Here is a 24,374-nt window from a genome sequence, read left to right as displayed (position 1 = left end):
GTTAAGCCTATGAAACTCTCTCTCGCCATACATAAAAGTAAAATAGAAGATGCATTTCTTCTATTTCCGCTTGTTTTGGTGTTTCTATCAGAAATATTTCACTTTATAGCCCCACAACTTGGGGTAGGAGTTAAATTTTTGGCACTTTTATTAATGTTGATTTTTAGTGTAACTAAAGGTAAATTTAATATTATAAGTGTACAGTTATTTTTAATCGTACTTCCAATACTTGTAATCCATCTATTCCTTTCGTTTAGCTTTAGAGCAGGGTTAGAAGAGCTGATAAGGTATTTATTTCCGGTGGTTATTATTTTTTACAGTTTTACGTTAAGGCATAAGTTTAAGCTTATTTTTAAATTTTTTATTGCCTTTTTACTTATCAATATTGTTGCGCAAGTTTTTCATTATATCCTTTGGCAAAAAGGGGTAGTATTATGGTTTTTTGATATTCATGACAATGGATATTATACAGCACCTACCGTTAACGGTTTTTTGAGAGCTACGGGGATAATGGGTTTTTTTAGCTTATTTGGTTTTTTGTGTTTGTTAATGTTTTTTTTGGTAGAAACATTTTATAAAGGCAAGTTTAAAGTATTACTGATGTTGCTAGCTGTTGTAGGTTTGTTTGCGAGTATATCTTATAAAGGGATTATTACCTTTTTTATTTTAATTTTTATTTTATCAAAAAAGAAGCTTCAAATTGTAAGTGCCTTTTTGTTAATGACCGTTATTTTTATAGTTTCTTTTCCAGAAAAAGCCTATGAATTTATAGAAGGAGCAAAATTACGTACAGAGTTATACATCTCTGAAGGAACTTCTGCAAGATCAGAATCTTATAGGGTGATGCTTGAGCATACCGGGTTATTATTAGGAGAAGGATTAGGAAGCTTTGGCGGTCCTGCTTCGGTAACACATAAATCGCCTTTTTATGGAGAGGTAAATTTTAATTGGTATGGTTTGGAGTTAGCCACAACCGATACTTATTTTCCACATTTATTTGTTGAAATAGGTTTGTTAGGAGCGCTTGCCTACTTATTATTTCTTCTTTCTCCTTTATTTAGAAAAAAAATAACAATACCCGCATTGCGTATACTCTGTATCATATACTTTGCCTTGTTTTTTGATGCTGCTTTTTCCTACTCATTAAACAATACAGGCTATTTGGTTGTTGCTCTAATATGGGTTTTTCCAGTAATTTATTACACACAGAAACATGAAAATGTCTAAGCAAAAAATATTAATGCTGGGTAATTTACCTACTTCCGATGCTCGTTCTATCGGAGGAGCTACCGTACTTACCAAACGTATATATGAGTATTTGCAGGAGCAGGGCGTAAAAGTAGATTTTCTTTCTACTCGAAAGAACTGGAAACCTAAGGCTCAACTTTTCGATTATTTTCTTCTTCCATTCAAATTTTTAAGAAGAATAAAAGGAAAAACACATGTAAGCATTCATGCCTCTGCCGATTTTCACTTAACAATAGCGCCATTTATTATTTTGCTTAGTAAACTTTGTTCTAAAAAAATAACCTATCATTTTGTAGGGGGAGATTTTCATAAAAAATATGAGCGCTTGCCATTATTTTTTCAATATATTTTAAAAAGAACCATTTTTAGTTCCAACACTATTTTTATGGAAACACTAGAGATGATAACTTATTTTAACGAAAAAAATATACGAGTAGAATGGCTACCAAACTCTAGGAAACCTTCAGCTATTGAAATTCCTGTAAAAAGCTATAGCATGCGTTTTGTTTTTATATCTAGGGTAACACCAACCAAAGGTGTAGAAATTATAGCAGAAGCGTTAAAAACGCTGCCAGAAGCATATACAGTAGATATTTACGGACCTATAGATAAACGTTTTTATACCGAAACTAAACTTAATGAAATGGGGTTAAATTACTGCGGAAACTTACCCGCGGAAAAAGTAGTCCCCACGCTTACAGGTTACGACGTAATGCTTTTACCTACCTTTCACCAAGGAGAGGGGTATCCTGGAGTAATAATAGAAGCACTATCGGTAGGTGTTCCTATAATTTGTACAGACTGGAATGCCTTAAAAGAATTGGTTGCCAACCATAAAGATGGGTTACTTATTCCTACAAAATCGCCAAAATCCTTGGCAAATGCGATGCAAAGTTTTACTACAGATAATTATACAGCATATAGTAAAAACGCGTTAAGTAGTTTTAAAAAATTTAATTCAGATATTGTTTTTAAAAGAATTTTAGAAAGTTATGATTAATGCCTATTCCTTTTATTATTTAGCCCATAAACTTTATCAAAAGAGAATTCCTGTGCTTCCTAAATTGATAAAACTACTTTGTTTTTTAATTTATAATTCTAGCATTCCTTATGAGTGTAGTTTAGGTAAAGGCACTCGTTTTGCTTATAGCGGAATAGGTGTTGTGTTGCATAAAAGAACGGTTATGGGGAAAAACTGTATGATAGGAACTCAAGTTACCGTTGGTGGTAAATCTGGGCATTATGAAGTGCCTGTTATTGGCGATAACGTATATTTAGCAACAGGTTCAAAAATTTTAGGCCCAATTAAAATAGGAAATAATGTAACTGTAGGTGCAAATGCTGTAGTTGTTCACGATGTGCCAGATAACGCCGTAGTAGCTGGAATTCCCGCAAAAATCATCAAATATAATTAATGATAAAAGATAAATTAAAATATAGCCTTCGTCATAACTTTTTTCTTGAAAAAGAAATAAAGAAAATAGATGCTTATTTTAAACTTAACACGCTAAAAGAAACACAAAACCAGGCATTTTTAAAGCTGATTAAAGCTGCGCAAAAAACAACTTTTTACCCTAAATTCTACAAAGAAAATGGGATAGATATTTATAAAATATCCAGTTTAGATGATTTGCCAAAACTACCTGTACTAACCAAAGCAATGGTAAAAACCAACCCTAAAGCTTTTTTAAGTAAAAAAATGCCCATAGGCATTATCAAAGGTTTTACAAGCGGAAGTACAGGTTCGCCATTAATGGTTTATAGAGATTTAAAAGCTATTCTTAAAGAGAATGCTTATGTTTGGTGGTACAGAAATAATTGTGGTTTAACAAGTAAGGATAGAAAAATTTCTTTTCGAAGCGATTTAAACAGAACATCACTTTTTAAATTCAATAAAGCAGAAAACACTTTATACATTTCACCTAATCATTTAAACAAAGAAAACGCTAGGCAGATTATTGATAAAGTTAAAGATTTTGCTCCTAAAGCGTTAATTAGTTACCCAAGTACAGCCTATAATTTTGCTTTATTATTGGCAAAAGAAAATACAAAACTAAAAATCCCATTAACGTTTACAAGCTCTGAAAATATTTTAGGATTTCAACGGGAGAAGATAGAACAATTATTAACCACCACTATTTTTGATTGGTACGGAAATGCTGAACGAACAATAGCGCTATATTCAGAAAACGATGCTTATTATGAGCCTCCTTTGTATGCGATAACAGAGTATAAGCAAACAGAAGTAATAACCACAGGACTTATAAACACTACTTTTCCTTTAATACGTTATCAAGTAAACGATCTTATAGAAACAACATCAACTTACAGCGCTACAAAAAAATCGGTAGAAATAAAAAGCATTGTAGGCAGATTGGAGGATGCTATTGTACTAAAAGATGGCACAAGAATAAATAGGTTAAATAGAGATTTTACAGGAATAGAAGGTTTACAAAAAGCTCAAGTCATTCAGGTTTCTTTAGATAAATTGTGTATAAATTTAGTAAAAGAAGAAGAGGCTAAAACAATAGCTACAAATATATTAGAGGCTAAACTGCGAAAAAGACTTGGAGATGAGGTTGAGATAGAATTTCAAGTAATTTTAGAAAAAGATTTGATTACATCAGCTTCTGGAAAATATAAATTTGTAATATCAAAAATATGAAAAGATGGATTTAATTTCTTTTGTAAGAACAAAATAATTAAAATAAACATCAGCTAAAAGTGCTTTCTAGAACAATTCCTTTTTGAGGTAAAAGAAGCTCACTATATGGCAGAAAAAATAACTACTTTTATACAATCAAATCTACATTAAATTTCTATGAAATCTATACCTATAAAAGCATTAATAATCACCTACATTATTTTGATAGGCTATTTAATAATAGATTTTTCTAAAAAGAAAGAAGAGAAATTTTGGCAATTTAATTACCAATGGGATTCGATAGAGAATCTAGAAGATTTTGGAGAAGTAAAAATAGATTCTGTAAGGTATAATTATATAGAAATAACCACGCAAAAAACACCCGAACAAGTTACAGGGAATACACTTTTATTAAACAACAATTATTACTTCAATTTTGAAAACGCATATATCAAGCAAAATAAAATTAAGTTTACAGGAGGTTTTTGGGTTTTAAATCAACCTATAAAAAAAGGAAAAGCTTCTGCTAAAACCGTACGTTTACCAGTAAAACAGCCTGGAAATTTAAAGATAAATATAATTACAGATGCTCATTTGCTTTGGCGTGGAGGTAAAAATGTTCGAAAATGGTTATTCGAAGAAAATAAAAACTATGTTTTTGTAGGTAACCAAACAGATGTTTATGGCTTTCCTTATACAGGAGAAATTTTAAATAGTGTAGAAAAAACACTAGAGAATAAAGCAAATATACCAGCCGCTAGTGTATATGTTGTTATGCTTGGAACACACGATATAACAACACACACACCTAAAGTTATAGAAGGTTTTAATACCTTAAAAGAAACCTTGCTAAGAAAAAGCCCTAAGGCAACTATTTATGTTATAAACCTTCCGCCATCGCTCGATAATAAAAGAGAAAAATATAATCAAGCTATAAATAAACAATTACCGAGTATAGCTAAAAATCAAGTAGAAATAATAGATTTTTATGCACTTATTAAAAATCAAAAAACAGGGGTAAAAACGCAAGACGGCATACATTATAATGCAGAAGCATATAAACAATTGGTAGAACTTCTTAATAAAAAAATAGATGGAAATAAATAAACTCAAACAGCATTTTTTTAATTGGAGTTTGGCAATGGTGTTTATTACGCTTCCTATGCCAAAATATAGTTTATCAACCCAAGCATTTATTGTGCTTTGTATAGCTTGGTTATTACAAAGTTCTTTTAAAGAAAAAGCGCTTACAATTAAAAAAAACTTAGCAAGCCTTGGTTTATTAAGTGGTCTCTATATTGTTCTTATTCTGGGAATGCTATATACGCAAAATACCTCGCACGGATTGGAGCAATTAAAAGATAAGCTTCCTTTGTTACTACTGCCTTTTATTATGGCTACAAATCAAGAAAATTTATTAAAGAATAAGTATAATTTTGTAAAAATATTTAGCATATCGGTGGTATTAATGGCGGTGTTTGCATTTTTAAAGGCTAGCTATATGTATACGCAAGGCTTAGGGTCTTATTTTGTTTATGATAAATTAGCCTTGTTGCTCGATAAGCATACAACCTACTATTCTTTATACTGTGTAATTGCACTTGTATATTTTGTATATGATATGTTATACCTGAAGAGAACAAATAAATTTCTTTCATTATTAGGCATTGTTGTTTTATTGGTATTTATTTACTTGTTAAGTGCCAGAATTGCTATTTTGGCGTTATTATTGGTGGCTATTTACTTTATTAAAATTCAAATTACACAGAAAAGACAAAAAGTTTTTTTAAGCCTAATAGTGATAACCGCTTTACTAAGCACTTTGTTATTTAGTAGTAATTATGTTGCTCGATTTGAGTCTATATCAGAAAACCCTGATAAAATCACCGAAAACAACGAGCTAAATACAAGATTGGTGCATTGGAAATCGGCATTAGAAACCTTAAAACCCATAAACTATTTAATAGGAAAAGGAACGGGAGACGGAAAAGAAAATTTATACAATCAGTATTTAAAAAATGATTTTTTAGTAGGTTATAAAAATAAGTATAATACTCATAATGAATACATAGAGTTGTTGCTATCTAATGGTTTTATTGGAGTTTTTAGCTATATAATATTACTCTTAACGGCATTAGTTTACGCAATTCGGATGAATGATATTTTTGGAATATTAATAGTACTACTTTTTTTTATGTACGGAATTACCGAATCTATTTTGGAGCGTCAATCAGGAATACTCATTGTGGCATTGCTTTGTAGTATAATTCACTTTAGCAATAAAAAGAAATTAGAAATTAATAATTAGATAAGCTTTGCAGAATACAACGGCTAAGAAAAGTTTTTTAAAATTAAAACTATTTTGCGAATCTCAAGACTTTAAAGGCTGGGATCCTTACGACGGTTTAAACAGTAAATTGTTTAATAAAACCCCTTTTTTAAAGAAAAGTAGGTTTGCTCGGCTAGCATGGATACAGCTTTTTAAACGCCTACCTGTTAATTTAAGACCTATAACTGGGGTAGATAAAACACATAATCCAAAAGGCTTGGGGCTTTTTTTAATAGGTTACTGCAATCTGTATAAAATAGAAAAAAAAGAAGCGCATTTAATCCAGATAAATAACCTTATCAATTTACTTTTAGAGAAACAAGCAAAAGGATATAGTGGAGTTTGTTGGGGATATAATTTTGATTGGCAAGCACGAGCCTTTTTTCAGCCTAAAAACACACCAACGGTGGTAGCTACATCGTTTATAACAGAAGCCCTTATCGAGGCTTACCATATCACAAAGCGTAAAGATATTTTAGAAACCTTAAAGTCGGTTGGGTTATTTATAACCAAAGATTTGAATAAAACTTTTGATGATAAAAATAACTTTACATTATCTTATTCTCCATTAGACCATACACAAGTTTTTAATGCCGGTTTATTAGGGGTAAAAACCTTATGCCTTTTATATCCCATTTTTAAGGAAGAAGAATATTTAGCGTTTTCTAAAAAAATAGTACAATATGTTGTAGATAAACAACAGGAAACAGGTGCTTGGGCGTATAGTAATTTACCTTATCACCAGTGGATAGATAGTTTTCATACAGGTTACAATTTAGAATGCTTACATACATACCAACATATTTCAGGAGATACTTCATATCAAAATGAAATCGATTTGGGATTTGATTATTATATAAATAACTTTTTTACAGCAGACGGGAAGTCGAAGTATTACAACAATCAAACTTATCCGATAGATATACATGCTCCAGCACAATTTATAGTTACATTATATAAATTAGGAAAGTTACAGGAGTACTCCAATGAAGTTAACCGGGTGTTAACATGGACCATTACCAATATGCAGGATAAGAAAGGTTATTTTTATTATCAAAAAAGAAAATTTTTATCTTCAAAAATACCTTATATGCGTTGGGCTCAAGCTTGGATGTTTTATGCGTTTTCATATTACATAAAATCCAATTCATAAAAGAAGCACTGTATTTTTAGATTAAAACACACACATGATTAACCGAATACATATTTTAAACACCAACATCGATAACCTTTCGATGACAGAAACCTTGAGGTTGGTTTCTGATGCAATAGAAAAACAGAAACATATCCATCATACAGTAGTTAATGCCGGTAAAATTGTAGCCATGCAAACCGATGTTACTTTGCGCAAAAGCGTAAACGAAGCAGATATTATTAATGCCGATGGGCAAGCGGTTATCTGGGCGGCTAAGCTTTTAGACAAACCCCTTAAAGAGCGTGTTGCAGGAATAGATTTGTTTGAAAACCTAATTGCACATGCACATAAACATAAGTATAAATTTTATTTATTAGGAGCCAAGCAAGAGGTGGTAGAACGCCTTGTAACTATCATCTCAGAGAAATATAACCCAAATATTATAGCAGGCTATCGTAACGGTTATTTTACAACCGCAGAAGAACCTCAAATTGTAGAAGAAATAACTCAAAGCAACGCAAATATGTTATTTGTAGCAATGAGTTCTCCTAAAAAAGAAATATTTTTGCATCAGTATAGAAACCAATTACAAAAGCTTAATTTTATTATGGGCGTAGGCGGAAGTTTTGATGTTTTAGCAGGAAAAACAAAACGCGCTCCCCTCTGGATGCAGAAAACAGGTTTAGAATGGTTTTATAGATTTATTCAAGAGCCTAAGCGCATGTGGAAAAGGTATTTGATAGGAAACTCAAAATTTATAGCCTTGGTTTTCCGGGAGAAGTTTTCAAAAAATAAATAAAAGCAAAAAATGTAATAGGTTTAGAAAAGTAACCCATGGAATCGAAACGAGTATTGATTACAGGAGCCGCAGGATTTTTAGGCTCGCATCTTTGCGATAGGTTTATAGCAGAAGGCTATAACGTTATCGGGATGGATAACCTTATTACGGGCGATCTTAAAAATATCGAGCATCTGTTTAAGTTGCCACAATTTGAGTTTTATCATCACGATGTAACCACTTTTGTTCATATTCCAGGAAAGCTCGATTATATTTTACACTTTGCTAGTCCAGCCAGCCCTATAGACTATTTAAAAATTCCTATTCAAACCCTAAAAGTAGGTTCTTTAGGGACGCATAACTTACTCGGGCTTGCTAAAGAAAAAAACGCCAGAATCCTTATTGCAAGTACTTCAGAAGTTTATGGAGACCCGTTAATTCATCCACAAGCAGAAGATTATTACGGTAATGTAAACGCCATAGGACCAAGAGGGGTTTATGATGAAGCAAAGCGCTTTCAAGAATCTATTACCATGGCATACCATAGGTTTCATGGTTTAGAAACACGTATTGTTCGTATTTTTAATACCTACGGACCAAGAATGCGTTTAAACGATGGTCGTGCCGTACCTGCTTTTATGGGACAAGCTTTACGAGGTGAAGATATTACCGTTTTTGGAGATGGCTCTCAAACACGATCTTTTTGTTATGTAGAAGACCAGATAGAAGGAATTTACAGGCTGCTGTTAAGCGACTATTCCTTACCGGTTAATATAGGAAACCCACATGAAATAAGTATTTTAGATTTTGCAAAGGAAATAATAAAACTTACAGATACTACACAAAAAATAGTATTTAAACCTTTACCAACAGACGATCCTATGCAGCGTCAACCCAACATAAATTTAGCAAAAGAAATTTTAGGATGGGAACCTAAAGTAACTAGAGAAGAGGGCATGCAAAAAACCTTTAATTACTTTAAACAATTGCCTAAAGCAGCGCTCGAAAAAATAGCACATAAAGATTTCAGTAAACATAACAGAAAGTAAATATGCCTAAACGCCCCGGAAGATATTCTATTTATTTAAAACCTATTTCTTACCTTATAGATTTGGGTATCTTTTTCGTGATGGCAGCCTTGTTTAAATTGCCTATAGAAAACTACATAGGTTTTTGTGTATACATTGCTACAGGCTGGATGATATTGTCAATAAAATCGGGTTATTATGAAATTTATAGATACACGCAAGTGGTAAAAATAATTTCGTTAACCTTGCTACAAGCCTTAATATTCTGCCTTATTGTATTTTCCTTTTTTGGGATTTTTGAAGAGTTAAACCGTTCAGCAAAAAGCGTTTTACAATACATGCTGTATTCTTTTAGCCTTGTTTTACTTGTAAAATTAAGTATGTTTTATTTATTAAAACGCTACCGTAAACACCTTGGCGGAAATTACAGAACAACAATTATTATCGGCGATACATTTCAGGCCCGGAAATTGGCAGGGTTCTTTGAAAAAGCTACCGAATATGGCTACCAATGTAAAAAAACAATAGCAATATCCACTACAGAAAAGTTTAAATTAAAACCTATATTCAATTATATTTTAGACGAAAATATAGACGAAATCTATTGCTCCATAAGTCAACTTAGCAACAAACAACTTAATAAATTAATAGATTTTTCCGACAATAACCTAAAAACCTTAAAGTTTATTCCAGATAATAAGGATGTGTATTCTCGTAAAATGAAATTAGATTATTATGGTTACCAACCCATTTTATCGCTTAGGGAAATTCCTCTTAACGATCCCTTTAATAAATTTATAAAAAGAGCTTTCGATTTAGCGCTCTCTACCTTTGTTATTGTATTTATTCTAAGTTGGTTAACGCCTATTTTGGCAATACTTATAAAATTAGAATCTAAAGGGCCTGTATTTTTTAGGCAAAAGCGTAATGGATTAGATTATCAAGAGTTTTTCTGTTATAAATACCGTTCTATGCAAGATAACCCAGAGGCAAATTTAATACAAGCCACTAAAAACGACACAAGGGTTACAAAAGTGGGGAGAATTCTTCGTAAAACAAGTATGGACGAATTGCCTCAATTTATCAATGTATTTTTAGGAAATATGTCTGTTGTTGGACCAAGACCACACATGGTAAGCCATACGCACATGTATGCAAACCGAATAGATAAATTTATGGTACGTCACTTTATAAAACCAGGCATTACAGGTTTGGCACAAACAAGCGGTTATAGAGGCGAAGTAGAAACAGATCATGACATTATTAGCCGTGTGCGTTACGATATTTTTTACTTAGAAAATTGGTCGTTATTACTCGATATAAAAATAATTTTTCAAACGGTATATAATGCCGTTCGCGGAGAAGAAAAAGCATATTAATCACTTAAAAACAATAACTTATGAATATTCTTGTATTAGGCTCTGGAGGTAGAGAACATACGTTTGCCTATCAAATAGCAAAAAGCAAATCTTGTAATAAATTATACGTTGCTCCAGGAAATGCAGGAACCGCTCAAATAGCAACAAATCTTGCCGTAAACCCAGTAAACTTTACAGAAGTTAAACAAGCGGTATTAGCGTATAATATTTCTATGGTGGTTGTAGGGCCAGAAGCTCCTTTAGTAGAAGGAATTGTTGATTTTTTCCTTACAGATAACGACCTAAAAGATGTGCTTATCATAGGTCCAGATAAAGCCGCCGCTATGCTTGAAGGGAGTAAAGAGCACGCCAAGAAGTTTATGAATAAGCATAATATCCCAACGGCAAAATATCAGAGCTTTACCGTAGCTAACCTAGAGGAAGGAAAAGCATTTTTAGAAAGCCTACAGCCTCCTTATGTATTAAAAGCCGATGGACTTGCAGCAGGAAAGGGTGTTTTAATTCTAGACAATTTAGCCGAAGCTAAAGCAGAATTAGAACAAATGCTTAAAGACAATAAGTTTGGAGAAGCTAGTGCCACCGTAGTTATCGAAGAGTTTTTAAGCGGAATAGAATTAAGCGTGTTTGTAATTACCGATGGTAAAAACTACTTAACCCTTCCTACCGCTAAAGATTATAAACGTATAGGAGAAGGCGATACTGGACTAAATACAGGAGGAATGGGAGCAATATCTCCAGTACCTTTTGCCGATGATGCTTTTATGCAAAAAATAGAAGAAAAAGTAATAAAACCAACGGTAAAAGGAATACAAGCAGACCAACTAAACTATAAGGGTTTTGTGTTTATAGGTTTAATCAAGGTAGGAGACGAGCCTTATGTTATCGAATACAACGTACGTATGGGAGACCCTGAAACCGAAGTAGTATTGCCTAGAATAAAAACAGATTTAGTAGAGATTTTAGAAAAAACGGCATTGCAAAAATTAGATGAGGTTCAGCTAGAAATAAATCCACAAGCTGCAACCACTGTAATGCTTGTTTCTGGAGGTTACCCAGAAGCTTACGAGAAAGGTAAAATAATTACAGGATTAAATAAAATAGAGGAGGCTATTGTTTTTCATGCAGGAACAACTATAAATGAAGGACAAGTTGTTAGCAACGGAGGGCGCGTAATAGCCGTAACAGCTTTGGGTACAGATTATAAAAAAGCACTAAAGAAATCTTATCAAAATGCAGAAAAACTACATTTCGATAAGATGTATTATAGAAAAGATCTAGGAAAAGACCTGAGTTAAAGCTCAGCGTTTTTTCCTAAAATGCGGTGAGCAGTAACATCTTTTCTGTCATCGCCTTTACGGTCAAATTCTTTTAATTGTTTCATCCAATATACAAAAGCAACAAAAGTAATAGCCATAAATACCCAGTTTAGTGTATTTGCAGCAAACCAATTTTCAAGCTCTAGTTCACGGAGAGTGTTTAACGGAACAAGTAAAATGTCCTCAAACAAATATGCAATAGCATTTAAGAAGTCTTTCATTGTATATAAATTTATATAAATACAAAAGTATAAAATAAAGCCATGTTAACAAGTTTTTTTCGCAAATCAAAACCTATAAATTATTTATTAGTAGGAGTTGTGGCAAGCTTTTTCTATATAAATAATAACTTCTTTAAATTTTTTGCATTAAATACTTTAGGAGAAAGCCTCTTTTTCTTGCTTTTATACTTGTTTTTAATGGTGTTAGTAAATTTTATTGTTCATCGTAATAAAGTTACCGAACAGAATACTTATACCTTATTTTTATTTGTTGCTTTTACCTGTATGTTTCCCGAAATATATACAGATTATCAAGTTTTAGGCGCTTCTCTTTTCTTATTGTTGGCGTTACGCCGTATAATGAGTATGCAATCTGGAAAGGCACTTAAACAGAAAATTTTTGACGCATCACTGTGGAGTTGCTTCGCTTTTTTATGTGTTCCTCAAAGCGGATTGTTTTTGTTGCTGGTTTGGGCAAGTGTTTATTTTTATCAACCCAAAGTAATTAGTAATTGGGCAATTCCTTTAGTTTCTGTATTTTGCGTTTATATATTAGCAACTACAGTATCACTTTTTTCTACCAATCAGTTTTACCACGTAGCAATCCAAGAGGTGCTTCCTCAATTTAATTTTTTAAATTTTTACAAATGGCAAATACTTGCAGGAGTTAGTGTATTGCTGCTTTCTTTTTTTCTTAGCCTAGCATTGCTATTTAAAAATATGCAAAAAAGCGTGAGAAACTTTAGGGTAAGTGTGTACTTGTTATTAACCGCAACGCTTATTTGTTTGGGTATGGTTGTTTTTTCGGCAAAAAATAATGTTGCCGAAATTTTATTTCCCATAATACCCATTAGTATTTTAGGAGGCAATTACCTGGAGCAATCTCGTAAACGATGGAAAAATGAAGTGCTTCTATGGGGGCTTATTTTGGGTTGTTTTAGTATTTATTTTAGCAGCTTTTTACTGTAAATTATAAACGATAAAGCATTTAAAAGCACAATAAATCTGTATATTGCGAAAGTTTAATGAAGTAATTTTAAAAAAATTAAATGATGTTTTCAGTAAAAGCAAATAAAATTTTTCAAGAAGCAATCGATACATATCATATTAAAGACGATGTAAACCAAACATTTTCTAATCCATACAACGATAAAGAAGAGCTCTTAGCTCATCTACTTTACAGAAAATGCTGGATAGATACGGTACAATGGCATTATGAGGATATTATTAGAGACCCAGAGATAGACCCAGTTTCTGCCTTGGCTTTAAAGCGTAAAATAGATGCCTCTAACCAAGATAGAACCGATATGGTAGAGTATATAGACAGTTATTTTTTGGAAAAATATAAAGAAACAAAAGCTAAATCGGGTGCTACCATCAATACAGAAAGCCCTGCTTGGGGAATAGATCGTCTTTCTATTTTGGCACTTAAAGTTTACCATATGGAAGAAGAAGCCAATCGTACAGATGCCTCTCAGGAGCATCGTGATGCTTGCCAAGCTAAACTAGAGGTGCTTTTAGAGCAACGAACAGATTTATCGTCTGCCATAGACCAATTGTTAGTTGATATTGAAAACGGTGATAAGTATATGAAGGTTTATAAGCAGATGAAAATGTATAACGACGATGAACTAAACCCTGTTCTTCGTGGGAAAAAATAAACTTTGTGTCAAAAAAAGAATCCTTATTAGTTTTTAGATTATCTGCTTTGGGTGATGTCGCTATGTGTGTACCAGTAATAAGGTTGCTTTTAGCACAATACCCTTTTGTAGAAATAACGTTTGTTACACGGCCTTTTTTTGCACCTTTGTTTAAAGATATTCCAAGGGTAAACATTATTGCTGCTGATGTAAAAGATAAACATAAAGGCATTCTAGGGCTCTGGAAACTATCTAAAGAACTACAGGCATTACCCGTAACAAAGGTTGCAGATTTACACAATGTATTACGCACAAAAATAGTGAGTAGTTTTATGCAGGGTATTCCAAAAAAACATTGGAAAACCATTGATAAAGGACGAAAAGAAAAAAAGGCTTTAGTACGTGCTGAAAACAAAGTACTAAAGCCTTTAAAAACAACTCATGAACGTTATGCAGATGTTTTTAAACAATTGGGATTTCCTATAGATTTATCGGTTGCCTTACCAAAGCGTTCGTACCCAATTCCAGAAGAAATTCTGAATGAAAATATAAACGGAAATACAAAAAAATGGATAGGTTTTGCTCCTTTTGCAGCTCATACAAGTAAAATGTATCCGTTAGAATTAACAGAGAAAACGCTAGCGCTTCTTCAGCAAGAAAATAACTATATCGTTTTGCTTTTTGGAGGCGGAAAACAAGAGGTAGAGCAGCTGTCGGCCTTAAGTAAGAAGTATAGCAATGTGTATAGTGTGGCAGGGAAGATGAGCTTTACAGCAGAATTACAGCTGATAGCAAACCTAGATGTAATGCTATCGATGGATAGTGGAAATGGGCATTTGGCCGCTGCTTATCAGGTTCCTGTAGTAACGCTCTGGGGAGCTACTCATCCTTATGCTGGTTTTGCTCCGTTTTTACAACCTGCATCGCAGCAATTAGTACCCGATTTAGAAAAATACCCGCTTTTACCTACTTCTATTTATGGAAATAAAGCGGTAGAAGGCTATGAAGAGGTAATGTATAGTATAGCGCCAGAAACAGTAGTAACTACCTTAACAGAAGTGCTTTCTTAGCACTTTTTATTTATAAAAATTCATTTTCTCAATATAAGCTGATACTTCGGGAGCCAACATTGGTCGAACGTTTTTTCCTTCTTTTATGCATTTTCTAATAAAAGAAGAAGAGATTTCCATTATCGGGGCGTCTATAAATTTTACCGAAGGGTGTTTAGCCAAAGGGCTTTTTTCTTTATGTATAGTTATTCTAGGGTAAACTAAAATTTCATAATTGTTTAATAAAACCTCGCTGTTTTTCCATTTAGGGAGGCTATATAAGTTATCTTCTCCCATGATTAATACAAAGGAGTAATTGGGATGTTTTTCTTCTAAATAAGCGAGTGTATTGGCGGTATAATTTGGTTGCGGAAGGTTAAACTCGATGTCGCTAGGTTTAATTTTTTCATAAGCTTGGGTAGCTTGTAAAGCCATCTCAAACCTATCGTAACTGGGAAGCATAGTGCTTTTCTTTTTAAAAGGACTTAAAGGGGTTACTACAAGCCATACTTCGTCTACATCAGAGAATTCTGCGATATGGTTTGCAATGGTTAGGTGCCCTATATGTATAGGGTTAAATGTACCAAAGTATAAGCCTATTTTTTTACTAAACATCCTAAGTTTTAGGTTATTTTGTTAGAAAATCTTTAGCGAGTTGATAAGCTTCGTTTAAAGCTGTATCAAGATTGTTATTGATGATGATGTGGTCAAACTGAGGAGCTGTGGCCATCTCTATAGATGCTTTAGCTACACGCATATTAATACGCTCTTCGGTTTCTGTTTTACGCTTTTTAAGTCTTATTTTTAATTCCTCGATGCTGGGCGGCTCTACAAAAACGGCTAAAGTGCGTTCAGGATAAATGCGTTTAATATCTAAACCTCCAACTACATCAATATCAAAAACAACATTTTTTCCTTCTGCCCAAAGGCGTTCTACTTCGCTTTTTAATGTGCCATAGAAGTTATCTCTATAAACTTCTTCCCACTCTAGAAATTTATCTTCTTTTATAAATTTTTTGAACTTTTCTAGCGGAAAAAAATAATAATCTTTTCCGTTTACTTCATTTTCTCGTGGCTCGCGTGAAGTTGCAGAAATAGAGAAAGCAAGGTTTAAATCTGCTTGCTTAAGGAGGTGCCTTACAATAGTGGTTTTTCCTGAGCCAGAAGGTGCCGAGAAAACTAATAGTTTACCTTGTTTCATTTAGAGTACGTTTAAAAGTTGTTCTTTAATTTTTTCTAGTTCGTCTTTCATTTGTACTACCAATTGCTGCATGGGGGCAAAGTTAGATTTGCTGCCTATGGTATTTATTTCTCGACCTATTTCTTGCGCAATAAAGCCTAATTTTTTTCCATTAGAAACTTCTGAGTTTAAATTTTCTGAAAAATAACTTAAGTGGTTGCTTAACCTTATTTTTTCTTCGGTGATGTCGTATTTTTCTAGGTAATAAATAAGCTCTTGTTCAAACCTATTTTTATCTACTTCTTCTTTTAATTCTTCAATGCTTTTTTGCAATCTTGTTTTTACAGCTTTTATGCGCTCAGGATCAATTTCTTCTACGTTTTTAAGTAGCTTTTCTAGGTTTCCAATGCGTAAATTAAAGTCTTTAGCCAGCGCTTCTCCTTCATCTAGACGGTAAGCTTCAATATCGGTTATCGCTGCTTTTAAACTGTTTTCTATGGCATTAAATTCAGCTTCATCTATTTCTTCTCGAGTGGTTTTTAAAGTATCTGGAAGCTTCATGGCAATTTCTAGCAGGTTGTTGTTATTGGCACCTTCTATTTGCTGTAATTGCTTTAGGTAATGGTTTACCACCTCGGTGTTAATAATGGTGTTGGTTTCTTCTCCTGTAAGTTCTACATAGAGAGAAAAATCTACTTTTCCTCTTTTTAGTTTAGAAGAAATTATATTACGCAAATCAAGCTCTTTTGCTCTATATTGTGAGGGAATACGGGTGTTTAAATCTAAATTTTTACTGTTTAACGAACGGAGTTCTATACTAATTTTTTTGTTAGGAAGCTCTAAAACAGATTTTCCGTAACCCGTCATTGACTGAATCATAGCGTACAATTTTAAGTTAGGCAAAGGTAATAAAATCATTTACGATAGAAATAGATTTTAAACCTAGTTAGGTTTTATAGAGGGCTTTTTTGTAATTTTACCTAAAAAAGATATGTATTTAAAAGAGTTTGACATTCGTTGGAGTGATGTAGATGCGAATAGGCATTTAGCCAATTCGGCATACATTAATTTTATGAGCCATACACGTATGGCGTTTTTGGTAGAAAATGGCTTTGGGCAGAAAGAATTAATAAAAAACAATTTAGGGCCTGTAGTTTTTTACGAGCATGTATACTACTTTAAGGAGATTTTTCCTGACCAAAAAATACGGGTGTCACTAGAGTTAAAGGGACTTTCTGAAGATGGAAAGTTTTTCCAATTTGAGCATAATTTTTATGATGATAAAGGTGTAAATTATGCGCGTTGTGAAATGATGGGAACTTGGATAGATTTAAAAACGCGTAAAATAACAAAGCTTCAGCCACATATGTATGCCAATTTAAACAAACTCTCTAAAACATCAGATTTTAAAGTGTTGACTAAAGAAGATACACGTCGTTATGGGCAGAAGCCAGAAAACTGTCCAGAAATAGCTTTATAAATTACTTAAAGCTTCTTTTAGGGCATGAATGTTTTTTTTACTATTTCCTATAAAAATATGTTGGTCAACTATAAATACGGGCCTTTTAAGAAAGGTGTAATGCTCTAAAAGAAGCTTTTTATAATCGCTTTCTTCTAAGTTTTTATCTTTTAAACCTCTTTCTTTATATAACCTTGAACGTTTGTTAAATAAACTCTCATAGCTTCCTGATAACTGATAGAGTTCTTCTAATTGCTCAGGGGTAAGAGGAGATGATTTAATCTCTTGTTTTTCAAAAAAATCGGGTAGTGCTACTTCTTTTAAAATACGTTTACACGTATCGCAAGTAGCTAGGTAATATACTTTTTTCGGCATTTTATTAATAATTAAGCCAGTTTTTAACAGTCTCTTTGTCTAGGGTTATTGTTAATTCGCCATCAGCATAACTTGCCGCTTCATAACGGTTGTATACTAAAAGAACTTTGTTGTTAGTAATCCCAATGTTAGTAGGGAGTGCAAATTTGTTGTCTTCAAACAAAAACCCTTTTGCATTGATGTTTTCTTCCTTACTAAGTTTATATTTTTTTCGGAACTCTTTTTCTGCATAAGCGGTAAATGCATCTAAATTTTTAATTAAATCTTTAGTGCTTAGTGCCTTTCCTGTTTTTTTATCAAAGTTGGTGTATCTTGTAGCGCCATAACCGTGTGCACCACCCGTAAACAGGTAATAATTGGTTTGTAATAATAAGGTTTGTGCTGTTTCTGCTCTAACTTCTTGAGAAATATTGGCCTCGTACTCGGCATGAGAATCAGGAAACTCGTGTTTAAAATTAATATAGTCGTCTATAAAAGAACCGATAGCATCTTTAAGGCTAGCGTGTTGAGGTGCGTTTTCTTCGGCAGAATTAAAAATAGTGATAAGCTGCTGTTGGTTTACTTTATTTATAGTCTCGGCATGCGCTCCTGTAATGGTTAGGTAACTAACTTCAAGAATTGGGCAATCAGCTTCCTCGCAAGCTTTAAAAGCTTCTACGTTAATGTTTTCTAATTTAGAAGTTATTTTTTCAATAGGAGTTTCTGTCGTTGTTACCTCTGTTTTGTTGGTGGTTTTTGGATCATTTTTACAAGAAAAAAGCAAGCCAATAATACTAAGGAATAAAATGATTTTTTTCATGATAAAGATTAAAGGTATTGTTATCTACAATAAAAGTACATCAATTTTGGTAAAGCACAAAGCTTCCTTTATTTTTGTTAAGAAAGAAATAAGAAAAAATTACAATTTTTGGAATGATTATTGGCGAGTTTAGCCATGAAATTTAAAATAAATAAAAATGAAATTTAATACGAAAACAATCCACGGCGGGCAAGAAAATATAGATCCTGCTTACCAGTCGGTGATGCCGCCTATATACCAAACATCAACTTATGCACAATCTACACCAGGAGGGCATAACGGATTTGAGTATTCTAGAAGTGGAAACCCCACACGCCATGCGCTAGAAAAAGCAATAGCAAGCATAGAAAACGCTAATTATGGTTTAGCATTTGGTTCTGGTTTGGCAGCTATAGATGCGGTAATGAAACTCTTAAAACCAGGAGATGAAGTGGTTTCTACCAACGATTTATACGGAGGTACTTACCGCTTGTTTACCCAGATTTATGAGAAATTTGGAATCAAATTCAAATTTATCGGGATGGAAAAAGCTTCGGAAATAGAAAAACATATTTCGGAAAATACAAAGTTAATTTGGGCGGAAACACCCACCAACCCAATGCTAAATATTATTGATATAGAAGCCTTAGCAAAAACAGCTAAAAAGCATGAACTTTTGTTGGCGGTAGATAATACATTTGCAACACCGTATTTACAACTTCCTATAGATTTAGGCGCAGATATCGTTATGCACAGTGCAACAAAATACCTAGGCGGGCATAGTGATGTTGTTATGGGAGTGTTGGCCGTAAAAGATAAAGCACTTGCCGATAAGCTTTATTTTATCCAGAATGCAAGTGGAGGAGTGGCTGGTCCGCAAGATAGTTTCTTGGTGCTTCGAGGGATAAAAACCTTGCATTTACGCATGCAAAGACATTGCGAAAACGGGAAAGCTGTAGCCGAATACCTTGCACAACACCCTAAAGTAGATAAAGTATATTGGCCGGGGTTTGAAACACACCCAAATCATGAAATTGCTAAAAAACAAATGCGTGATTTTGGAGGGATGTTATCGTTTACCACAAAAAATAACTCGCTAGAAGAGGCTATTTCTTTTGTGGAAAAATTAAAAGTATTTACGCTAGCGGAGTCTTTAGGAGGTGTAGAATCTTTGGCGGGTCATCCTGCCAGCATGACACATGCATCTATTCCTGCCGAAGAAAGAGTGAAAACAGGCGTGGTAGATTCGTTAGTAAGGCTTAGTGTTGGTGTAGAAGATAAGGAAGATTTAATTAACGATTTAAAGCAAGCTTTAGGATAAAAACAATCTTGTTTTTTAGCGGATATGGTAAAGTAAAAAGGATGAGCGTTAATGTTCATCCTTTTATTTTTTATAACTTTTTTCATAACAATCTATCCAATCTTGTGGCGTCATTTTTTCACAAAGCATAGCAATCAATGAGAAAGGTATTTTGTTTACGTTTTTAAAACGGATACAGCTTTTCCCCATGTCTAACTTTAAGGAACAGTGCTTAGGGTATTCATTAACAAACCAGTTATACAACTCTGGTTTTGCATAGATTCCCATGTGGTATAAGTTTATAGAATTTTTTTGCGAAGCAAAACTCATAAAAGGCAAAGGTTTTTTAGGGTTACAATGGTAACCATCAGGATATAAACTATGCGGAATATAATAACTAATCATGTTATATTGCATGCCTTCTTGAAAACCTTTAGGAAGGTGTTTTTTTATGGTTTTACGTAATTTTTGGAGCGCTTCATGGCGTTCCTCTGGGGTTTTATTTATATAGTTTTCGGGAGATGTTGCATCGTATTTCATGCGTTGTTATTTATTTTCGGTTAACCAGTTTTTTATTTTGTTTGCTATTGTTTGTGCAAGTTTTTCTTTACTTTCTATGGTCCATCCTGCAATATGCGGAGATAACAACACCTTGTTAGATTTAATAAGGTATTGGAAAGCTTCGGGCATTTCACCATCCTCCTGAAATAGGTTTTCAAAAGAACTTTTTTCGTATTCTAAAACATCTAAACCGGCTCCTAAAATTTTACCCGTATGTAATGCGGTAACAAGGTCGGAGGTTATTACCGATTTTCCTCTGGCGGTATTAATAAACCAAAAAGGTTTTTTAAAACGCGCTATAAAAGCGGCATCTATCATGTTGGTCGTTTCTGGAGTTAGCGGCGTGTGTAAACTTAGAATATCGGCTTTTTGTTGTAATTCTTCTAAACTAACTTGTGTTGCATCTTGATTGCCTACCTGCTTTTTTATGTCGTAGCAAAGCACTTGGCAATCAAAGCCTCGCAATTTTTTAGCAAATGCTTTTCCCATGTTTCCGTAGCCAATAATACCTATGGTTTTACCTTCTATCTCATAGCCTCTATTTTCTTCCCGTAACCAGATTCCGTTTCTAACTTCGTTATCTGCAATGCGAAGTTTGTTCATTAGGTTTAATAACATTCCTAGGGCATGCTCTCCAACGGCATTTCGGTTGCCTTCTGGTGCCGAGAATAGTGTAATGCCTTGTTCTTTGGCATATTCAGTGTCAATATTTTCTAAGCCTGCGCCTAACCGACCTATAAATTTTAATTTTTTTGCGGCTTTAAGAAAGTCTTTGTCTAATTTAAACCGACTTCTTATAATAATACCTTCATATTGGTGAATGCTTTTTAGGACTTCTTCTTTTGGCGAAGAATAATTTTCGATATTCTCAAATCCTAAGGTTGACAATTGTTGGATAAGTAGCGAGTGATTTTTATCTATATGAATAATTTTCATAAGGTTTATTCAAAATAAGGTTGGGTTATTTCTGGTGTGATACGGGTTGGTTTTTGGCGTTTTAAATCGATTAAACACCAGGTGGTTTTTGCTCTTACAATTAAGGCATTGGTATTGGTGTTTTTGATTTCTACACAACGTTGACTTTTAAAGTTTCCGTAGTCTTCTATCCATGTTTTTAACGATAGTTTTTCTCCTTCAAACGAGGGTTTTTTATATTCGATAAAATGGTCTAAAACTACCCAACCTACTTTTTCTCTTATTGTTTTAGGTGTTTTTGTTTCCCAATGTTTTTGAGCGATATCTTGTATCCACTGTAAATAGGTAACATTGTTTACATGGTTTAATTGGTCGATAGCACTTGAAGGAACAATAAGTGTATCTTCGTAGGGGATGGGTTTCATAAAATACCTTTTAAGAAGTAAAGGTAAGTAAATTTTAAAAACCTTAAGAGGTAAGGCTTTGCCTAAGTTATTTTAAAAAAGTTAAAAACCAAGTATAAATTTAGCAATGGTAAAGTAAATTAGAATTCCGCAAATATCGTTACTTGTGGTAATAAAAGGTCCTGTTGCTAGTGCAGGGTCTATCCCATATTTGTGTAAAGTAATTGGGACAACTGTACCAATGGTAGAGGCTATAATAATTACCGATATGAGTGAAATAGCTACGGTAACACCAATAATATAGGCTTGGCCTAATAGGAAGTGAGAGCCTAGTAATAAAATTCCTGCGAGAATTAGACCATTGAGCAAACTAAGTCCTATTTCTCTTAGTAAACGTTTTATAAGTGAGCCTCGAAGGGTGTTGTTGGCAATACCTTGTACCATAATTGCAGAAGATTGCACCCCCACATTTCCTGCCATTGCTGCAATAAGGGGTGTAAAGAAAAATAATACTCCGTATTTGGTCATGGCGTCTTCAAAATTTCCTGTAATACGTACAGTTACAAAACCTCCTAAAAGGGCTAAAATTAGCCAAGGTAGTCGGGCTTTAACCATGTCTAAAATTCCAGCATCGGCCTCGATATCTTCCGATATACCTGCTGCCATTTGGTAATCCTTATCGGCTTCTTCTTTTATAAAATCTACAATATCATCTATGGTAACTCGACCTACGAGTTTTCCTGTTTCATTTACTACGGGAATGGCCTCGAGGTCGTATTTTTGCATAATTCTAGCTACTTCTTCTCCTGGCGTATTTACTTTTACATAATCAACTTTTTTTATGTAAACATCGCTAATTTGTGCAGAGCTTGGGGCGGTAAGTAAATCTTTTAAGGAAAGCCTTCCTTTTAAACGTTGCTTATTATCAACTACATAGATGGAGTGAACACGGGTTACATTTTCGGCTTGTTCGCGCATTTCGCTCATACAACCGGTAACGCTCCAGTTTTCGTTTACTTTAACTAGCTCTTTGGCCATGAGTCCTCCAGCAGAATCCTCATCGTAACGTAGTAATTCAACAATATTTTCGGCATGCTCTTCATCCTCGATATTGGCAATTACTTGGTCTTTAATTTCTTCGGAAAGTTCGGCAACGATATCGGCGGCATCGTCGGTGTCCATTTCCTCAATTTCGTCGGCAATTTCTTTTGCAGAGAGGTTGCTTAGTACTTTTTCTCGATTGTCTTCATCGAGTTCCATAAGTACTTCTGCGGTTTTTTCGCTGTTAAGAAGCTTTATAATATACGTAGCGTCGTCTAAGTCTAGCTCATCGATTATTTCGGCAATATCTGCATGGTGCAAATCGTTTAGATATAACAGAAGATCCTTATTGTGCTGTTGCTCAATAAGCTGTTCTATTTTCTCTATGAGTTCTTTACTTATCTGAAATTGCATGTGCTTCGATCTTTTGAGTGAGCATTATAAACTCTTCTACCGAGAGTTGTTCTGGGCGTTGCCCAAATAGCTTTTCTTCTTTTAAGTTAGGAGGCAAGTTAAAGCTTTTTAGGCTATTACGAAGGGTTTTTCGGCGTTGTTGAAAACTTAGTTTTACGACGTTAAAAAACAGCTTTTCGCTACAAGGGAGTTGGGTGTTTTCTTTTCGGGTTAAGCGTAAAACACCGCTATCTACTTTTGGGGGCGGATTAAATACTCCTGGAGGAACGGTAAATAAATATTCGGCATGGTAAAATGCTTGTGTTAAAACCGATAAAATCCCATAGGTTTTGCTGCCTGGTTTTTCGCAAATTCTTTGGGCTACTTCTTTTTGAAACATGCCCGTAAACTCAGGAACTTGTTCTTTTATAGCTAAGGTTTTAAAAACTATTTGGGTAGAAATATTATAGGGGAAATTTCCGGTAATGGCAAAGTTTTCCTTTCCAAAATATTCGCTGAGGTTGGTTTTTAAAAAATCGGCTTCTAAAACATGTAATTTGTTATTTTTGGTAAGGGAAGGGTAATCTAGAAAAAAATTTTGTTGTAAATAAGCAATCGATTCTTTATCGATATCCATGGCAAAAACCTCTATATCTTTTTGAAGAAGATACTTGGTGAGCATCCCTGTTCCTGGACCTATTTCTAATACCTTAGTGTAATTGTTTAGGCTTAGGGTGTTGGCTATTTTTTTAGAAGTGTTTTCATCTTTTAAAAAATGTTGTCCTAAATGCTTTTTAGCACGGACTTGGTCACTAAGTTTAGGTGTTTTTTTCATGTTGACTTATTACTTCTAACTCTGTTCTAAAGGCTACAAATTTTCCTTCAAAAATAGCCGATTTAGCTCTTAATGTTTCGGCGTCTTCTTTATAATAGTTTTCTAAATCTGTTTTGTTTTTTGCAGTGTATTGTATAGCGTAGGTAATCCCGCCCATTTCCTCTTCAACCATTACACGGCTCATAAGTGCTTTTATAAATTTGCCGGTATTTAGCATTTCTGGGATATGTGTTTCTTTCATCCATTTTACCCATTTGTCATGGACATCTTCTGCAATATTGATGGTTACATTATAAATATACATGGTTTTTATTTAGTGTTACTGCAAAAGTATTATTTTTTAGAAAGCTTACTCGATGTTTTTAG

28 protein-coding genes are annotated in these 24,374 nt (G+C 33.7%); 16 read left to right on the top strand and 12 right to left on the bottom strand.

Translation table 11 applies throughout. The features are described from left to right. The first annotated feature begins 9 nt into the window (after positions 1–9). The 11 genes from GGR32_RS03405 to purD all read left to right on the top strand — a co-directional run bounded on the left by GGR32_RS03405 (position 10) and on the right by purD (position 11,836). Positions 10–1,227: a hypothetical protein gene (locus GGR32_RS03405; RefSeq protein ID WP_183476474.1), complete on the top strand. Its 1,218-nt coding sequence runs from the start codon at positions 10–12 to the stop codon at positions 1,225–1,227. Then, positions 1,220–2,248 (top strand): glycosyltransferase family 4 protein, encoded by a 1,029-nt coding sequence (locus tag GGR32_RS03400; protein ID WP_183476472.1) that lies wholly within the window; start codon positions 1,220–1,222, stop codon positions 2,246–2,248. The genes GGR32_RS03405 and GGR32_RS03400 overlap by 8 nt, the downstream gene beginning before the upstream one ends. Further along, on the top strand, positions 2,241–2,663 hold the full coding sequence (locus GGR32_RS03395) for a serine O-acetyltransferase (protein WP_183476470.1): 423 nt from the start codon (positions 2,241–2,243) through the stop codon (positions 2,661–2,663). The genes GGR32_RS03400 and GGR32_RS03395 overlap by 8 nt, the downstream gene beginning before the upstream one ends. Then, positions 2,663–3,913: a phenylacetate--CoA ligase family protein gene (locus GGR32_RS03390; RefSeq protein WP_183476468.1), complete on the top strand. Its 1,251-nt coding sequence runs from the start codon at positions 2,663–2,665 to the stop codon at positions 3,911–3,913. Before GGR32_RS03395 ends, GGR32_RS03390 begins: the two co-directional genes overlap by 1 nt. Positions 3,914–4,069: 156 nt before the next feature. Beyond that, positions 4,070–4,999 (top strand): SGNH/GDSL hydrolase family protein, encoded by a 930-nt coding sequence (locus GGR32_RS03385; protein ID WP_183476466.1) that lies wholly within the window; start codon positions 4,070–4,072, stop codon positions 4,997–4,999. Then, on the top strand, positions 4,986–6,200 hold the full coding sequence (locus tag GGR32_RS03380) for an O-antigen ligase family protein (RefSeq protein WP_183476464.1): 1,215 nt from the start codon (positions 4,986–4,988) through the stop codon (positions 6,198–6,200). Before GGR32_RS03385 ends, GGR32_RS03380 begins: the two co-directional genes overlap by 14 nt. Positions 6,201–6,207: 7 nt before the next feature. Next, entirely contained in the window at positions 6,208–7,374 is a 1,167-nt protein-coding gene (locus GGR32_RS03375; RefSeq protein WP_183476461.1) for a delta-aminolevulinic acid dehydratase, read from the top strand. 34 nt (positions 7,375–7,408) lie between these two features. After that, positions 7,409–8,155: a WecB/TagA/CpsF family glycosyltransferase gene (locus GGR32_RS03370; RefSeq protein WP_183476458.1), complete on the top strand. Its 747-nt coding sequence runs from the start codon at positions 7,409–7,411 to the stop codon at positions 8,153–8,155. Positions 8,156–8,190: 35 nt separating this feature from the next. Next, positions 8,191–9,183: a UDP-glucuronic acid decarboxylase family protein gene (locus GGR32_RS03365; protein ID WP_183476455.1), complete on the top strand. Its 993-nt coding sequence runs from the start codon at positions 8,191–8,193 to the stop codon at positions 9,181–9,183. 2 nt (positions 9,184–9,185) lie between these two features. After that, a complete protein-coding gene (locus GGR32_RS03360) occupies positions 9,186–10,541 on the top strand; it encodes an undecaprenyl-phosphate glucose phosphotransferase (RefSeq protein WP_183476451.1) in 1,356 nt (451 codons plus the stop codon). Positions 10,542–10,561: 20 nt separating this feature from the next. Then, positions 10,562–11,836: a phosphoribosylamine--glycine ligase gene (gene purD / locus GGR32_RS03355; protein WP_183476448.1), complete on the top strand. Its 1,275-nt coding sequence runs from the start codon at positions 10,562–10,564 to the stop codon at positions 11,834–11,836. Here purD and GGR32_RS03350 read toward each other — a convergent pair. Further along, positions 11,833–12,078, bottom strand: a complete 246-nt coding sequence (locus GGR32_RS03350) for a DUF6341 family protein (RefSeq protein WP_183476445.1) — start codon at positions 12,076–12,078, stop codon at positions 11,833–11,835. The two genes, purD and GGR32_RS03350, sit on opposite strands and share 4 nt — an antisense overlap. A gap of 42 nt (positions 12,079–12,120) precedes the next feature. Between GGR32_RS03350 and GGR32_RS03345 the strand changes: the two genes are divergently transcribed. The 3 genes from GGR32_RS03345 (at position 12,121) to GGR32_RS03335 (ending at position 14,788) form a co-directional block, all read left to right on the top strand. Next, positions 12,121–13,047 carry a DUF6427 family protein gene (locus tag GGR32_RS03345; RefSeq protein WP_221403682.1) on the top strand — a complete coding sequence of 309 codons (927 nt, stop codon included), beginning with the start codon at positions 12,121–12,123 and terminating at the stop codon, positions 13,045–13,047. A gap of 83 nt (positions 13,048–13,130) precedes the next feature. After that, entirely contained in the window at positions 13,131–13,739 is a 609-nt protein-coding gene (locus GGR32_RS03340) for a DUF4254 domain-containing protein (RefSeq protein WP_183476754.1), read from the top strand. 5 nt (positions 13,740–13,744) lie between these two features. Next, positions 13,745–14,788 (top strand): glycosyltransferase family 9 protein, encoded by a 1,044-nt coding sequence (locus GGR32_RS03335; protein ID WP_343066419.1) that lies wholly within the window; start codon positions 13,745–13,747, stop codon positions 14,786–14,788. 6 nt (positions 14,789–14,794) lie between these two features. Here the strand turns inward: GGR32_RS03335 and nadD are convergent, their stop codons facing one another. Genes nadD through GGR32_RS03320 form a run of 3 tightly spaced genes read right to left on the bottom strand, consistent with a single transcriptional unit; the run spans position 14,795 to position 16,826 of the window. Beyond that, positions 14,795–15,382, bottom strand: a complete 588-nt coding sequence (gene nadD / locus GGR32_RS03330) for a nicotinate (nicotinamide) nucleotide adenylyltransferase (protein ID WP_183476438.1) — start codon at positions 15,380–15,382, stop codon at positions 14,795–14,797. Between the two features lie 13 nt (positions 15,383–15,395). Next, on the bottom strand, positions 15,396–15,968 hold the full coding sequence (gene gmk / locus GGR32_RS03325) for a guanylate kinase (RefSeq protein ID WP_183476435.1): 573 nt from the start codon (positions 15,966–15,968) through the stop codon (positions 15,396–15,398). Further along, positions 15,969–16,826, bottom strand: coding sequence for a YicC/YloC family endoribonuclease (locus GGR32_RS03320; protein WP_183476432.1), 858 nt, complete (start codon positions 16,824–16,826; stop codon positions 15,969–15,971). 112 nt (positions 16,827–16,938) lie between these two features. Between GGR32_RS03320 and GGR32_RS03315 the strand changes: the two genes are divergently transcribed. Beyond that, positions 16,939–17,427, top strand: a complete 489-nt coding sequence (locus GGR32_RS03315; protein WP_183476429.1) for an acyl-CoA thioesterase — start codon at positions 16,939–16,941, stop codon at positions 17,425–17,427. On the opposite strand, the gene GGR32_RS03310 is transcribed toward GGR32_RS03315, so the two are convergent. Both GGR32_RS03310 and GGR32_RS03305 read right to left on the bottom strand, forming a co-directional pair. After that, complete coding sequence (locus GGR32_RS03310; RefSeq protein WP_183476426.1) at positions 17,422–17,781, bottom strand: arsenate reductase family protein; 360 nt, start codon at positions 17,779–17,781, stop codon at positions 17,422–17,424. The two genes, GGR32_RS03315 and GGR32_RS03310, sit on opposite strands and share 6 nt — an antisense overlap. A 4-nt stretch (positions 17,782–17,785) precedes the next feature. Continuing rightward, positions 17,786–18,580 carry a DUF3298 and DUF4163 domain-containing protein gene (locus GGR32_RS03305; protein ID WP_183476423.1) on the bottom strand — a complete coding sequence of 265 codons (795 nt, stop codon included), beginning with the start codon at positions 18,578–18,580 and terminating at the stop codon, positions 17,786–17,788. A 157-nt stretch (positions 18,581–18,737) separates the two neighbouring features. On the opposite strand from GGR32_RS03305, the gene GGR32_RS03300 reads away from it, so the two are divergent. Continuing rightward, positions 18,738–19,880, top strand: coding sequence for a trans-sulfuration enzyme family protein (locus GGR32_RS03300; RefSeq protein ID WP_183476420.1), 1,143 nt, complete (start codon positions 18,738–18,740; stop codon positions 19,878–19,880). A gap of 63 nt (positions 19,881–19,943) precedes the next feature. On the opposite strand, the gene GGR32_RS03295 is transcribed toward GGR32_RS03300, so the two are convergent. The 6 genes from GGR32_RS03295 to GGR32_RS03270 form a co-directional block, all read right to left on the bottom strand. Continuing rightward, positions 19,944–20,399 carry a DUF1801 domain-containing protein gene (locus GGR32_RS03295; RefSeq protein WP_183476417.1) on the bottom strand — a complete coding sequence of 152 codons (456 nt, stop codon included), beginning with the start codon at positions 20,397–20,399 and terminating at the stop codon, positions 19,944–19,946. A 6-nt stretch (positions 20,400–20,405) separates the two neighbouring features. Then, positions 20,406–21,356, bottom strand: coding sequence for a 2-hydroxyacid dehydrogenase (locus GGR32_RS03290; protein ID WP_183476414.1), 951 nt, complete (start codon positions 21,354–21,356; stop codon positions 20,406–20,408). A 5-nt stretch (positions 21,357–21,361) separates the two neighbouring features. Further along, positions 21,362–21,760: an acyl-CoA thioesterase gene (locus GGR32_RS03285; RefSeq protein ID WP_183476411.1), complete on the bottom strand. Its 399-nt coding sequence runs from the start codon at positions 21,758–21,760 to the stop codon at positions 21,362–21,364. Between the two features lie 81 nt (positions 21,761–21,841). Then, positions 21,842–23,194 carry a magnesium transporter gene (mgtE, locus tag GGR32_RS03280; RefSeq protein WP_183476408.1) on the bottom strand — a complete coding sequence of 451 codons (1,353 nt, stop codon included), beginning with the start codon at positions 23,192–23,194 and terminating at the stop codon, positions 21,842–21,844. Next, a complete protein-coding gene (gene rsmA / locus GGR32_RS03275) occupies positions 23,175–24,008 on the bottom strand; it encodes a 16S rRNA (adenine(1518)-N(6)/adenine(1519)-N(6))-dimethyltransferase RsmA (protein WP_183476405.1) in 834 nt (277 codons plus the stop codon). Before rsmA ends, mgtE begins: the two co-directional genes overlap by 20 nt. After that, on the bottom strand, positions 23,992–24,312 hold the full coding sequence (locus tag GGR32_RS03270; protein WP_183476402.1) for a DUF4286 family protein: 321 nt from the start codon (positions 24,310–24,312) through the stop codon (positions 23,992–23,994). Before GGR32_RS03270 ends, rsmA begins: the two co-directional genes overlap by 17 nt. Between the last annotated feature and the right edge of the window lie 62 nt (positions 24,313–24,374).

Origin of the sequence: Mesonia hippocampi, assembly GCF_014197445.1 — a bacterium.
In the GTDB taxonomy this organism is placed as follows: domain Bacteria; phylum Bacteroidota; class Bacteroidia; order Flavobacteriales; family Flavobacteriaceae; genus Mesonia; species Mesonia hippocampi.
This window is presented reverse-complemented; position numbering and strand designations above follow the sequence as displayed.

Bases quoted from the DNA above. Each gene is read 5' to 3' on its own strand.
- GGR32_RS03405 (WP_183476474.1), top strand. From the start codon at position 10: ATGAAACTCTCTCTCGCCATACATAAAAGTAAAATAGAAGATGCATTT.
- GGR32_RS03400 (WP_183476472.1), top strand. From the start codon at position 1,220: ATGTCTAAGCAAAAAATATTAATGCTGGGTAATTTACCTACTTCCGAT.
- GGR32_RS03395 (WP_183476470.1), top strand. From the start codon at position 2,241: ATGATTAATGCCTATTCCTTTTATTATTTAGCCCATAAACTTTATCAA.
- GGR32_RS03390 (WP_183476468.1), top strand. From the start codon at position 2,663: ATGATAAAAGATAAATTAAAATATAGCCTTCGTCATAACTTTTTTCTT.
- GGR32_RS03385 (WP_183476466.1), top strand. From the start codon at position 4,070: ATGAAATCTATACCTATAAAAGCATTAATAATCACCTACATTATTTTG.
- GGR32_RS03380 (WP_183476464.1), top strand. From the start codon at position 4,986: ATGGAAATAAATAAACTCAAACAGCATTTTTTTAATTGGAGTTTGGCA.
- GGR32_RS03370 (WP_183476458.1), top strand. From the start codon at position 7,409: ATGATTAACCGAATACATATTTTAAACACCAACATCGATAACCTTTCG.
- GGR32_RS03365 (WP_183476455.1), top strand. From the start codon at position 8,191: ATGGAATCGAAACGAGTATTGATTACAGGAGCCGCAGGATTTTTAGGC.
- GGR32_RS03360 (WP_183476451.1), top strand. From the start codon at position 9,186: ATGCCTAAACGCCCCGGAAGATATTCTATTTATTTAAAACCTATTTCT.
- purD (WP_183476448.1), top strand. From the start codon at position 10,562: ATGAATATTCTTGTATTAGGCTCTGGAGGTAGAGAACATACGTTTGCC.
- GGR32_RS03350 (WP_183476445.1), bottom strand. From the start codon at position 12,078: ATGAAAGACTTCTTAAATGCTATTGCATATTTGTTTGAGGACATTTTA.
- GGR32_RS03345 (WP_221403682.1), top strand. From the start codon at position 12,121: ATGTTAACAAGTTTTTTTCGCAAATCAAAACCTATAAATTATTTATTA.
- GGR32_RS03340 (WP_183476754.1), top strand. From the start codon at position 13,131: ATGTTTTCAGTAAAAGCAAATAAAATTTTTCAAGAAGCAATCGATACA.
- nadD (WP_183476438.1), bottom strand. From the start codon at position 15,382: ATGTTTAGTAAAAAAATAGGCTTATACTTTGGTACATTTAACCCTATA.
- gmk (WP_183476435.1), bottom strand. From the start codon at position 15,968: ATGAAACAAGGTAAACTATTAGTTTTCTCGGCACCTTCTGGCTCAGGA.
- GGR32_RS03320 (WP_183476432.1), bottom strand. From the start codon at position 16,826: ATGATTCAGTCAATGACGGGTTACGGAAAATCTGTTTTAGAGCTTCCT.
- GGR32_RS03315 (WP_183476429.1), top strand. From the start codon at position 16,939: ATGTATTTAAAAGAGTTTGACATTCGTTGGAGTGATGTAGATGCGAAT.
- GGR32_RS03310 (WP_183476426.1), bottom strand. From the start codon at position 17,781: ATGCCGAAAAAAGTATATTACCTAGCTACTTGCGATACGTGTAAACGT.
- GGR32_RS03305 (WP_183476423.1), bottom strand. From the start codon at position 18,580: ATGAAAAAAATCATTTTATTCCTTAGTATTATTGGCTTGCTTTTTTCT.
- GGR32_RS03300 (WP_183476420.1), top strand. From the start codon at position 18,738: ATGAAATTTAATACGAAAACAATCCACGGCGGGCAAGAAAATATAGAT.
- GGR32_RS03295 (WP_183476417.1), bottom strand. From the start codon at position 20,399: ATGAAATACGATGCAACATCTCCCGAAAACTATATAAATAAAACCCCA.
- GGR32_RS03290 (WP_183476414.1), bottom strand. From the start codon at position 21,356: ATGAAAATTATTCATATAGATAAAAATCACTCGCTACTTATCCAACAA.
- GGR32_RS03285 (WP_183476411.1), bottom strand. From the start codon at position 21,760: ATGAAACCCATCCCCTACGAAGATACACTTATTGTTCCTTCAAGTGCT.
- mgtE (WP_183476408.1), bottom strand. From the start codon at position 23,194: ATGCAATTTCAGATAAGTAAAGAACTCATAGAGAAAATAGAACAGCTT.
- rsmA (WP_183476405.1), bottom strand. From the start codon at position 24,008: ATGAAAAAAACACCTAAACTTAGTGACCAAGTCCGTGCTAAAAAGCAT.
- GGR32_RS03270 (WP_183476402.1), bottom strand. From the start codon at position 24,312: ATGTATATTTATAATGTAACCATCAATATTGCAGAAGATGTCCATGAC.